This is a genomic window from Virgibacillus sp. W0181 (assembly GCF_051846915.1).
GTDB lineage: Bacteria > Bacillota > Bacilli > Bacillales > Amphibacillaceae > JBPYCR01.
Map to the genome: position 1 here is coordinate 1 of NZ_JBPYCR010000054.1, position 12,898 is coordinate 12,898.

Sequence of the window (12,898 nt, forward strand, 5' to 3'; positions counted from 1 at the left end):
AGTTCATCCGTGGTAAGATGGGTGTAGGTCATTTGTGATCACTCCTATGTTTTCTGTGGTTGGAAACACATATCGAGTGTACCACGAATGACTTTTTTAGTTGTCTAGCTTAATTTTACAATCGACGTAAATAATCGTCTAGTAATGTATTCCAGAAGTTTTTCTGGAATGTTTGAAACGCGTTCAAGCACTAAAACTTAAATGAATAAATAACTTCATTTGCATTTTTAAAAACGACAGTAAGACCAAGGGGGGCGTATGCCCAAATTTAGAGAAACTCTTTATATTCGTTGTTTTTTCCATTTGGACTATTTTGAAGTCGAAACAACCAAAACTTCATTTTATTTTAGATCCAAATTGGCTTGGGTAGGAATTATCTCAATAATTCAGGTAATAGTCTATTTGATCATGTAGAAGACCAGCTATAAAAAGTCAAGAAACAAATTAGAATAATTTAAGCTGTTCTTTGAAAGTGGTGATATTTAAAATTAGGCATGCGAAAAAAGCCTTTCAATTATTTAATTAAAAATAATTAAGAAAGGTTCTTTATTCCGGAATTATCCTTGGCTCATAAGGCTTGTTATCCCTAAGAATTGCAAAAATAATGTGCGTTAACTTGCGTGCAACAGCACCAACTGCTGTACCGTGGGCTTTACCACGTTTACGTAATTTTTGATAGTGCAATGAAAGCGCGGGATTATGATAACTAGCGACAAAAGCAGCTTGCCACAATGCACGCCTTAAGTAAGGTGAACCACGTTTGGATAGTCGCGTTCTATTACTGTAAAAATCACCAGATTGATGAACGGAAGCATCCAAACCAGCGAAGGCAACAAGTTGTTCAGGACGCTCAAATCGACTAATGGATCCGATTTCACCTAATATGACACACGCCGTTACATCGCTAATACCAGTAATTGTTGTAAGAAAATGCTTCTGGCGATTAGATATTTCAATCATGGCTTTTTCAAGTGTTTTCAAGTGATCTTCAATAAGCTTAATTTGCTCCAGTAGAAGTTTGATTTGTAGCTTGAACGCATCTAAACCAACGGTGATGCCAAATGAATCTAAGGCACTGTCTTGAAGTTGATTGGCTTTTGTCAGAGCCCTTGCTTCTCCGTAACGTCCTTTACTTACTCGGTTTAATAAATCAGCCAGCTTATTGGTATCGATGTTAAGTAAATCTTCGGGAAGAGGAGAATGCAACAACACTTCTGTCGAAGACATACCAAAGACATCAGAAAAGATTTGTTCATATTCTGGGAAAACTTGGTCTAATAATGAGATTACTTTTCGTTTTAAATCGGAACATTGGTCTACAAAAGAAAAACGCAGACGTTCAAGATGCCTTAATTGGAGTAAATCTTCTTCGAGAAAAGGTGTTTCGTCGGGTGAATCAATTCGAATAACTTGTCCAATTAGATAGGCATCACTTACATCTGTTTTGGTTTTACGAATATAAAAATGTCGTAAGGCATCCGATTGTAAAGGATTAAAGACCGTTGTTTTAAACCCAAGTTTGTGAAGGTATGAAAAAACAGATAGCCAGTAATGTCCAGTGGCTTCAAGCCCTACCACTGAGTTATCCGGTGATAGTTTGTATTGGTTGATAAATTGTAGTAATTTCTCGCTCCCTGCTTTGGAGTTGGCGAAGCGAATGGTTTTCCCTATATGATTTCCTTTATCATTAATCAAACCAGCTTCATGATGACGTTTACCAATATCAATACCAATATAATACATCAAGCACACCACCTAATTCATTATTTATCAGATGGGAGGAAACCTCTTATCTCAATAGATATCCAACCTCGTTCGATATACGACAACAAGTGTGTCATCCAGCTCATTCGAATAGTTCTATAAAGAAAGAGGTGTCAGTCTTTACAGCGAAGACTAAGCTTCAAGGAGGAAAACGACAACCTCTATCTGATTAAATACATTGTACCTTGAAAGGTACAGCGATTTAAGAAACTAGTTAAAAAACTAGTTATTAATAAAATACGAGGAGGTATATATAGTGCAAATTACTAGTAGTTTAGGTAACGAAATAATCAATCGAGTTGTAAAGTATACCGAAATTGATATTAATATAATGGACTTAGTAGGGAGGATAGTTTCTAGTACAAATGGAAGTAGAGTTGGAGAAAAGCATGAAGGTGCTGTCGAAGTATTAAAAACATCGAATGAACTAATCATTGATGATACGGAATTACTAAAGTACCCGGGTACAAGACAAGGTGTAAACCTGCCGATTAAACATAATAATAAAACTTTGGGTGTAGTCGGTGTAAGTGGAGATCCAAAAGATATCTATAAGTTTACAGGTTTAATACTAACTGCTGTTGAGGTGGTGATTGAACAACTCTATATAGAAAGAAAGGAATACTTTAGGGAAAGACAGTGGATCCATTGGGTACAACAATTATTACACCCTAGTGGATTTGATTCAGAAAGATTAATAGAAGAAGCAGAGTATTTATTGAAGATTGATGTACAGTTAAACTGGCGAACAATTATCCTTCGTGGCCAGGTGAAATCAGGTGTTGTGGAGACAGTTAGAAGTGAAGTAAAAGACAATCAATTGAATAGTTTATTTATCCTTCCCTTTTCTGAAGACGAAATTGTCATTTCAATCCCTTCTTCAATTGAACAAATATCAAATTTCATAAAAACAGTATTAGAAGTAACTGGTAAAGAATTTAAAATTGGCATCGGTGAAAAGGGGTTTGGGTTGCTAGGTATTAGAAACTCTTATTTTCAAGCTAGGCAGGCTTTGGATTTTGGACGGGGGGAATTAGAGATTTCAAAAAGTTCTGAATGGAAGTGGGAAAGGATTATTGTAGCTATTGAAAACACAGAATATCAAAGCGTTTGCTTAGAGTATGAGAATGAATTTGCAAAGCTCGGTAGTATATATACTGAGACCATAGATGCTTATTTCAAAATGAACCTTTCAATAAAGAAAACTGCCGAATATCTATATATTCATCGTAACACTCTTCTCTATCGCTTAGAACAAATCAAAAAGTATATCGGTCTTGATCCAAGGTGTTTTCATGAAGCGTGCATTTTAAGAATAATTAGGACTCGAATAATTTGTGCAAACATACAAAATGTTAAAAGGAATTAATTGATGTTTTCGGATAATACGATAATTGTAAACGCTTTATCTGTGTGGTTAAATTATATTTAAATAGATAAAGGAGTAATATATGAATATTATTTTAGCGCCAGATTCATATAAAGGTAGTTTAACTGCAATTGAAGTAGCTGAAACAATGAAAAGAGCTATAGTCAATGTAAATCATACCTATAAAGTTTTCATAAAGCCAATGGCAGATGGTGGAGAAGGTACAATAGAAGCAATGTTGGCCTCAAGAAAAGGGAAAAAAATATCTGTGTCTTGCACCGGTCCATTAGGTGATGCTATACAGACATCGTATGCAATCTTTAATTCTGACCTCGCTGTTATTGAATTAGCCTCTATTGCAGGTCTAATTCAGGTCCCTAAAACAAAAAGGAACCCCGACCTTACTACTACATTTGGACTTGGAGAGGTTATACTGGATGGTATTAATAAAGGGTGTACTTCATTTATTATTGGTTTGGGTGGGAGTGCAACGAATGATGGTGGGTTAGGAATGCTCATTGCGTTAGGAATGGAAGCTTGGGACGAAAATGGAAATAAACTTTATGGATTCGGTTCAGATTTACATAAAATAAATAAAGTTAGTTTAGCATCTTTAGACCCTAGGGTTTATAAGATAAAAATAAAGGTAGCTTGTGATGTAAATAACCCTTTATGTGGAGATAAAGGGGCTAGTAAGATATATGGCCCGCAAAAAGGTGCAGATGGAACACAAGTAAAGAAATATGACAAAGCACTCGATTACTATGGGAGTTTAATTGAGTCAGAGATTAATAAATCAATAAAAAATGTTCCTGGCGTTGGTGCTGCTGGCGGCTTAGGATTTGCTCTACATGCCATTGGTGCCAATCTTGTTTCGGGGTCAAAATTATTGTCAGATACTATAAGATTAGAAACAGACATAAAAAAAGCAGATCTCATAATAACGGGAGAGGGAAAAACCGATGCTCAAACATTATATGGGAAGGTACCAAGTCATGTTGCTACTTTAGCAAAAAGGCATGGTGTACCAGTAGTTCTTCTTTCAGGCAGTCTTACTGAAGGAGAAATAGAAAAAGTAAAGGAAAAATTTTCAGGATGTTTTTCAATTATTAGTAGCCCATTGACTATAGAAGAAAGTATTGATCAAGTTAAAAGTTTATTATATGAGCAAACTAAACAGATTATAAAATTAATATCAGCCAGTAAACAACTTAATTAAACGTAAATTTAATTTCATATTTGAATATTTAAAAAGGCAGTAAATAAACTTTAACAACAAGGTTCCTAGCCGAAAAATTTATTATATGTATTGCATAAGATAAATATTCAGAATTATTAAAGTGTTGACAATGGACAATTTCAGTTTTATAATTTTTAATTAATTATAATAATTCAAAAAATAAGGGGAGGTTGAAATGGAAATTGCTTAAATAAGAAGTTATGCACAAGTGTAGTCTAAGTAATTGTTTTCTCAAAATGAACTTAATGAATACTATAACCCTAATATATTTAAATTAAATTGGATAGAAACTTTTTGGTTGTTATATAAATGAAAAGAGGAAAAAAATGAGAGGATTAGATATTAGCGTCAAAAAAGGATCATTAAAAGATAGGATTGCTTTTAATATAAAAAACGCCATTTTTGAAGGGAAACTTCAACCAGGGGATAAGGTGACAGAGGTAGAGTTAGCGGAAGAAATCGGTGTAAGTCGAGGCCCTGTAAGAGAAGCAATGCAATTGCTTGAAATGGAGGGGTTGTTTGCTTCCGAACCATATAAAGGAACAAGGGTTACAGAAATTACAGAGGATGAAGTGATGAATCTGTTAATCCCTATAAGACTTAACATTGAAAGCTATGCCTTAACAAAAATAATCCCCCTGAATGAAAAGCAATTATACGTCCTTACAAACATAATTGGACAAATGCAGCAAGCTGTTGAAAAAGGGCATGTTTCAACAATTGTAGAACTAGATATAAAATTTCATGAAACTTTAATAATGTTTGTAGATTTGAAAAGCACTAAAAAAATCTGGATAGGAATAGTAAATAGAATACGATTGTATTTTTTATATAATGGTAAAATTTATAATGATTTATCTTATTTTATACAAGAACATCAAATGTTATTAGATGCTATTATGACTGGAAATCTTCAGACAGCAATAGATAGCTTGAAACCTCATATGTTAGATACTGTTGATAGTTTAAGAATTTTATAAAAAGGGAGCTAATAATTAAATTTGCTCATAAGAGTTGATATTGAATATTTTAATCACTTAAAACAGGAGGTAAACAATGAAAATGTTTGGCAAGTCTAAAAGATTATATGAAACTTCAAAACGCCATTTAGCTTCAGGTGTATCAAGTAATTTAAGGTCAGAAATGAAACCGGTCCCGATTTTTATAAATAAAGCACAAGGATCTCGAATGGTCGATGAAGATTCTGTTGAATTTATTGACTATATTATGGCTTATGGTCCGCAAATGTTGGGCCATTCGCACCCTGCTATAGTGGATGCAATTAAAAGTCAAATTGAAATAGGGCAGACTTATGGAGCTCAACATAAGGGAGAAATAGAACTTGCAAAGAAAATTACGGAATATGTACCATGCGCAGAAAAAGTTAGTTTTAGTAGTACTGGTACTGAAGCGGTACAGTTAGCTCTAAGGCTATCAAGAGCATATACTGGTAAGCAAAAAATTATAAGGTTTGACGGTCATTACCATGGTTGGGCAGATACTATTGCCATTTCATTTACTGAGGGTGAAGAGCTTTCAAATTATAAAAACCCAAAAAGTTCCCCAAGCACTGCTGGGCAAAATGTTAATGCGTTAACAGATGTTATTGTTTTACCCTGGAACGATGTAGAAATGTTGGAAGCTACCATTAATGAATTTGGAGGTGAAATTGCTGCAATTATTACTGAACCTATAATGTGTAATTCAGGATGCATTTCACCAAAGCAAGGATATCTGGAAAGAATGAGGGAACTTGCTTCGAATAAAGACATCCTTTTAATTTTTGATGAAGTAATTACAGGTTTTCGTTTAGGTCTTGGAGGGGCTCAGGAGAAATTAAATGTTACCCCTGATCTTGTAACACTTGGAAAAGCTGTAGCTGGCGGCTTACCATTGAGCGCTGTTGGAGGGAAGAAAGAGATAATGGATTTAGTCTCCGATAATACGGTCTATCATATGGGGACACAAAATGGAAATCCCTTGTCTGTGTCTGCTGCATTAGCTTCAATAAAATTCTTGTCTAGAAAAAATGGGCATGTATATAAGAATATAGAAACCCTAACTAATAAGCTAACAAATAATTTGGAAAAATTAGCTGAGGAATATAAAATTCCACTATTAATAAATAAACAAGGAACAATATTCCATACAATGTTTACTTCATATAAGGAGGTGGATACATTTTATAAATTCCAGCAACGTGATATTCCTCGATTCAATAAGTTTACCGAATTATTAATGGCGGAAGGAGTAGCTGTAAGGCCTAGTGGGCTATGGTATTTATCTGTAGCTCATACACAAAAAGATATTGGCGAGACTCTAGATAAAATTGAAAAATGTTTCAATAAGATGAAAAAAGAACAATAACAAAATTACATTATGTCTAATAATTCATCAACAATGCCGGTTTTGAAAGAGGTTAAATATGAACTTTAAAAGTCAAAAAATCAGGGAAAAGAGTTTCGAAGGAGACGCCTTAAGATTATCTATGGATTGGGATGTAGAAGATTTAAATCTTATTCAAGTGCTAGTTGAAACAACTCGCGGCTCTAGCCACCCTAGCTCTTATCATCTAGGGGAATTGGCTAATGAAATTGAAAAGGGGATTTATCAAAGGAGGGGTAAGCCAGCGCATTATACAACGACTGATATATGTGATGGAGTTGCTCAAGCCCATGATGGTATGCATTATTCCTTATTATCAAGAGATATGATAGCTTCAATGGTGGAAATTCATGCAAAAGCAACACCGTTTGATGCAATGGTTTTATCCTCTTCAGGTGATAAAGCAGTTCCAGCACATTTAATGGCGATGGCTAGACTAAATATACCTACTATACACGTCCCTGGTGGAGCAATGGCAGCGGGTCCATGCCTCAGATCCAATGAAGAGTTATGGAAAATGAGCGTGCAAGTTGAAGAAGGTAAAATAACACGAGAAGAGTTTTTAGCATTTCAACGTGGCTGTTGTCCATCAGGTGGAGCTTGTCAGTATATGGGGACAGCGTCCACAATGCAAGTAATGGCGGAAGCACTTGGGCTAGCGTTACCTTGGTCAGCATTAATTCCAGCAACGAATGCTGAGATCAGACGCTCGGCCAGGCTTGCAGGACAACAGGTTATTGAGTTAACAAAAAATGATATTACTCCTTCAAAAATATTAACAAACAAGGCATTTGAAAATGCTATTATGATTCATGCTGCTATAGGAGGCTCTATAAATGCTGTTATGCATTTGATAGCTGTGGCAAGAGAAATTGGGATTGAATTGTCAGCGGATACATTTGATGAAATTCACAAGGAAGTTCCATTTATTACTAATACGAAAACAACAGGGAAGTATCCAACTGAATTCTTTTGGTATGCTGGAGGTGTCCCGGCAGTGATGAATGAATTAAGGTCTATACTTCATATGGATGTATTGACAGTAACAGGTAATTCACTAGAAGAAAACTTGGATAAATTTGTTGATGACGAAATGATTGATGTAGCAAAAATGTTTTTAATGAATTATAAACTAGATCGTAGTGATATTATCAAGACTATTAAAGAACCACTTAAGAATGAGGGTTCCATAGCAGTACTAAAAGGGAGTTTAGCTCCTGATGGTGCAACCATTAAGATGTCTGCAGTTAAAAAAGATATGATGGTTCACTCAGGGCCAATTAAAGTTTTCGATAGTGAACAAACCGCTATTAATGCACTGTTGGGCAAACAAATTAAGCCGGGGGATATAATTGTTATCCGCTATCAAGGACCTAAAGCACTAGGAATGCCGGAAATGTTTTTTATGAGTGAATTACTAGCTTCTGATCCTGAATTATCATCTACAACATCGTTAATTACTGATGGAAGGTTTTCGGGTGCGACCCGTGGCCCGTGTGTTGGGTATGTATGCCCAGAAGCAATCGACGGAGGCCACATTGCTTTGCTTGAAGATGAAGATATAGTCCTTATAGATATACCGAATCGCAACCTTTCTATAGTAGGTATATCTGGAGAAGAAAAAAGTAACGAGGAAATAAAAAAGGTTTTGGAAAAGCGGAAGAAAGATTTAATTTTGCCTGACATCCAACACAAAGGAGTGTTGGGACAATACACGAAGATGACGAGGCCTGCATTAAAAGGTGGAACAATGGAGTAAAAAAGGTGTGAAGATTTAACTAAAATATAGGAGGATGAGCAATTTGAGAACATATTTTAAGTTTACATTTAGTGCAATTGCTTTAATTATAATAGTCATCATGGTTAGTGCATGTGGAAGTGGCAATTCAGAAGATGCGAGTTCAAGTGAAAACAATGGTGATAGTTCAAATGAAAGTAGTGAGGCTGAATCACCTTCGATTGAAATGACTATTGCTCATGCCGAGGCGGGAGATGAATCTAACTATATTCACGCATCAGCTGTTGCTTTTAAAGAATATGTTGAAACAGAATCAGCAAATAAAATTACTGTAAATATATCCCCAGGAGGAGCGCTTGGTGATGCTGATTCAATGATGCAACAGGCTATGGCAGGTACACTAGAAGTAGCCGGTTCAATCGCTGATGGATCATTAGTATCTGTAGATCCAGATATGTTAATCTGGTCTATTCCTTATCTTTTTGAGAATGAAGAGCAAGCTCTCTCTGTATATCATGGCTCTTTTGGAGAATCTATGTGGGAAAGTTTCACCGAGAAAACTGACCTTATTCCGTTAGTTACGATGTCTGGGGGTCTTCGTATGATTACAAATAATAAGCACCCTATTAAAGTGCCAGATGATTTGAATGGATTACAAATTAGAACAATGAATATGCCGGCTCATATGGAGTTTTTTAATACTTTGGGGGCTACACCCACACCAATTTCATGGAACGAACTTTATGCTGCACTTCAAACAGGAGTAGTTGATGGACAAGAAAATGGTATTCCCTCTACTGTAATGGGTAACCTCTATGAAGTTCAAGACTATTTAAGTTTGAACGGGTACGTATGGACACAGGATACATTTTTAATTAGTAAAAAATGGTTTGACCAACAACCTGCAGATTATCAAAAGATCATCATGGAAGGTGGGGAAATAGCAGAAAAAGCTGGTCAGGAGCGCGCGTTTGGAATGACTGAGGAAGGATTCGATATATTGAAAGAAGAAGTGGAAATCTATGAACCTACACAGGAAGAAATGAAAATGTTTAAAGAAGCCGTTCAAGAACCAGTAAGCGAATTCATTAAAAAAGAGGTTGATAATCCTGATCTCGTTGATGAATTACTTGATGAAGTGGAAAATGCTTCTTAGTGATTGTATGGGGGGCTTTTTAGCCTCCTCTATTGACTTAAAATAGGTGGTGCACAGTATATGTTTCTGTTGCTAAAAAAAATGGATTCTTTAGCTTATGTACTTAACAAAATCGCTATAAACATTACTGTATTAGCAGTTGCAGTGATGTCTGTTATTGTATTTACTCGTGTAATACTTAGGTATGGGTTTGGTTCGGGCATCCCATGGGCGGAAGAAATTAGTATTTTATTAATGATGTGGATAGCATTTTTTGGCGGAAGTATTTTATTTTATGAAAAAGAGAATATTGCAGTAACCATATTTAAAGAAAAGTTATCTTTGAAATTAAATAAGATCTTAGAAATTTTGTTTTTAATTTGCACAATGACTTTTATGTTTATTCTTGTTCGATATGGTATTGATTTTGCAATTGGGGGGCTTATTATTAAATTTGGAGCTACTGGATTACCAAGGTTTTGGTCTTATTTATCTGTTCCGTTAGGAGCTTCCTTTATTTTATATTACAGTTTTATTGATTTAATCAAAATTCTACTTTCACAAAAGAAAAACTTAAGGGAGTGAACAAATGGGCTTAATAATCTTTATTTTTATTCTTCTTTTTATAGTGTTATTAATGGGACTTCCCATAATAGTAACATTAGGAGGGGTTGGTTCACTCTGGATATATCTATCTGGAAATAATCTGGAGGCCATACCATCTAGTTTCTACCAAGGAATCAATAGCTTTGTTCAGCTAGCCGTTCCTTTTTTTGTTTTAGCTGGGGAATTGATGAGCCGGGCTCAAATGACAGATCGATTAATAGACTTTTCTAGATTAATTGTTGGTCGTGTTCGATCAAGCTTAGCATATACAAACGTACTTACAAGTATGTTTTTTGCCGGATTGACAGGTGCTGGAGTAAGTGATGTTTCTGCGTTAGGTACAGTATTTATTCCTGCGATGGAGAAAAGAGGGTATCGGAAATCTTTTGCTGCAATGCTTGTAGCAGTATCAGCCATCATAGGTCCTACAATACCGCCAAGTATTATTGCGGTTATATATGGTGCTGTAACGAATGTATCTATTGGTGGAATGTTGCTTGCAACAACTTTGCCTGGAATAGTCATTGGACTTTTACAAATGTCAACTCTTAAAATCTTTCGAAAAAAATATAAACTACCTGATGACCGTTCTTATGTGCAGTTTAAAGAATATCCTAAAATTATGCGAGGAGCTTCATTAGCTTTACTAATGCCAGTAATAATAATGGGTGGAATATTATTTGGAGTTTTCACTCCGACAGAAGCTGCAGCCGTTGCAGTATTTTATGCATTATTTATAGGTATAGTCATTTATCGCTCTCTCTCATTATCTGATTTATATAAATCCTTGGTAAATACGGTGAAAACGTCAGCAAATATGTATTTATTAATGGCGGCTGGAGCTATTCTTACATGGATGATGGCACGTTCTGGTATACCTGGAAAGTTAGCTCAATCACTAATTACATTTACAGATAGCACAATGATTATATTTTTTATCGCTATGATAGTTACTTTGATTTTAGGTCTTTTTATGGATAATGCAGTCGCATTAGTTCTAATAGCACCAATTCTTGCGCCTATTGCTTCTCAAGTTGGTATCCCCGATCTACAGTTTGGTGCTGCAATGATTGTAGCTTTGAATATAGGTCTTATTACTCCACCATTTGGAATGGCCTTCTTTGCAGCTTCGGCGGTTGGTAAAGTGAAATTTGAACATATCGTAAAGGAAGCTTGGCCATTTATAATTTGTGGCTTTATTGCTTTATTATTAGTAATGTTTATTCCACAACTATCATTACTTTTACCAAAGCTGGGAGGTTTTATGTAGGTGCTTTACATACCTATGGATAAATTTAAATAGACCATATATTTTAAAATGAAAAAATAATTAATAGTAGGAGGAATTTAATTGAGTAAGGAAATTAAGGTAGTTGTAACCGATTATGAATATCAAGATTTAAGGTTTGAAGAAAAAGTATTATCTGAAATTCCAAACGTTAGGTTGGTTAAAGGGAATGCAAAAACTGATAGCGAACTTCTAGACCTGGTAAAAGATGCAGATGGTGTCATTAATCAGTATGCTAGTTTAGGGTCAGATATTATTGAACAAATGGAAAAGTGTAAAGTAATTTCGCGTTATGGTGTAGGGGTAAATACAATTGACCTTGTCAAAGCAACTGAAAAAGGAATTTGTGTCACTAATGTACCAGATTATTGTATGGAAGAAGTTTCTGATCACGCACTTGCATTATTATTGAGTTCGTCAAGAAAGATCACCTTACTAAATACATATGTAAAAAACAAAGTTTGGGATTTCAAAAAAGCAATACCAATTCATCGTTCTGCAAAACAAAAGGTTGGAATCTTGGGGTTTGGGCGAATTCCGCGCAGGTTAGTAGCTAAGCTGATTTCTATCGGGTTTGAAGTATTAGTATATGATCCATATGTTTCCGGAGAAGTGATAGAAAAGGCAAAAGCAAAATCGGCTTCCTTAGAGGAAATATTTGAATACTCAGACTTTGTATCTGTACATATGCCATTAACTAAAAATACAGAGGGTATTATCAATAAAAATTTATTTAACATATCGAAAGAAACGCTTGTTATTATTAATACATCCAGAGGTCCTATTATTAATGAGTCAGACCTTATTGACGCTTTAGAGTCAAATAAAATAGGTGGAGCCGCTCTTGATGTAACAGATGCAGAACCAATTAAATCCGATAATCCATTATTAAATATGGAAAATGTTATATTAACACCGCATGTTGCATGGTATTCAGAAGAATCTCAGGAAGAAATGCGCACTAAATGTGCCCGAAATGTTTTACAAGTTTTAAGGGGAGAACATCCAACATATCTAGTTAATCGAGAAGTTAGTAACTCATGATAATAACTATTATTAGGGATGAGAATTTTTATAAATATACGGAGGGAATAAATTGAAAATATTAACTATTAGAAAAACGATAAATAGTATACAAACATTAGGAATTAGAACTGAAAAAGGAATCATTGATATTGAAAGAGCTTTGATGGTTCAACCAAATAAAGATATCACCCCGAACATAATGGATGTCATTCAAGGCGGACAATCCACTATATCAAAACTTGAAAGCTATATTCAAGATTTGCCGGAAGACAAATCTTATATGATTGCGGAAAATGAGGTTAGCTTTGGTCCGGCTGTAACTGCGCCAAATAAAATTATTTGTGTCG

At 35.1% G+C, this 12,898-nt stretch carries 10 protein-coding genes and 1 pseudogene; 10 read left to right on the plus strand and 1 reads right to left on the minus strand.

Translation table 11 applies throughout. From position 1 onward, the window contains the following. Positions 1–546: 546 nt before the first annotated feature. Positions 547–1,743, minus strand: a complete 1,197-nt coding sequence (locus ACLIBG_RS14925) for an IS110 family transposase (protein ID WP_439313559.1) — start codon at positions 1,741–1,743, stop codon at positions 547–549. Positions 1,744–2,020: 277 nt separating this feature from the next. Here ACLIBG_RS14925 and ACLIBG_RS14930 point away from each other — a divergent pair, with 277 nt between their 5' ends. The 10 genes and pseudogenes from ACLIBG_RS14930 to ACLIBG_RS14975 form a co-directional block, all read left to right on the plus strand. Then, positions 2,021–3,133, plus strand: coding sequence for a CdaR family transcriptional regulator (locus ACLIBG_RS14930; protein ID WP_439313560.1), 1,113 nt, complete (start codon positions 2,021–2,023; stop codon positions 3,131–3,133). Between the two features lie 82 nt (positions 3,134–3,215). Then, entirely contained in the window at positions 3,216–4,352 is a 1,137-nt protein-coding gene (locus ACLIBG_RS14935; protein ID WP_439313561.1) for a glycerate kinase, read from the plus strand. 347 nt (positions 4,353–4,699) lie between these two features. Beyond that, complete coding sequence (locus tag ACLIBG_RS14940; protein WP_439313562.1) at positions 4,700–5,353, plus strand: GntR family transcriptional regulator; 654 nt, start codon at positions 4,700–4,702, stop codon at positions 5,351–5,353. A gap of 76 nt (positions 5,354–5,429) precedes the next feature. Then, positions 5,430–6,740, plus strand: a complete 1,311-nt coding sequence (locus ACLIBG_RS14945; protein WP_439313563.1) for an aspartate aminotransferase family protein — start codon at positions 5,430–5,432, stop codon at positions 6,738–6,740. A gap of 58 nt (positions 6,741–6,798) precedes the next feature. Next, positions 6,799–8,517 (plus strand): dihydroxy-acid dehydratase, encoded by a 1,719-nt coding sequence (gene ilvD / locus ACLIBG_RS14950; protein ID WP_439313564.1) that lies wholly within the window; start codon positions 6,799–6,801, stop codon positions 8,515–8,517. Positions 8,518–8,560: 43 nt separating this feature from the next. Continuing rightward, positions 8,561–9,652, plus strand: coding sequence for a DctP family TRAP transporter solute-binding subunit (locus ACLIBG_RS14955; RefSeq protein ID WP_439313565.1), 1,092 nt, complete (start codon positions 8,561–8,563; stop codon positions 9,650–9,652). 60 nt (positions 9,653–9,712) lie between these two features. Then, complete coding sequence (locus tag ACLIBG_RS14960; RefSeq protein ID WP_439313566.1) at positions 9,713–10,216, plus strand: TRAP transporter small permease; 504 nt, start codon at positions 9,713–9,715, stop codon at positions 10,214–10,216. 4 nt (positions 10,217–10,220) lie between these two features. Beyond that, the gene (locus ACLIBG_RS14965) at positions 10,221–11,507 is read left to right on the plus strand and encodes a TRAP transporter large permease (protein WP_439313567.1); all 1,287 of its coding nucleotides are present in this window, start codon (positions 10,221–10,223) and stop codon (positions 11,505–11,507) included. 81 nt (positions 11,508–11,588) lie between these two features. Further along, positions 11,589–12,569 carry a C-terminal binding protein gene (locus ACLIBG_RS14970; RefSeq protein ID WP_439313568.1) on the plus strand — a complete coding sequence of 327 codons (981 nt, stop codon included), beginning with the start codon at positions 11,589–11,591 and terminating at the stop codon, positions 12,567–12,569. 52 nt (positions 12,570–12,621) lie between these two features. Next, a pseudogene (locus ACLIBG_RS14975) lies at positions 12,622–12,898 on the plus strand (fumarylacetoacetate hydrolase family protein); the annotation flags it as partial.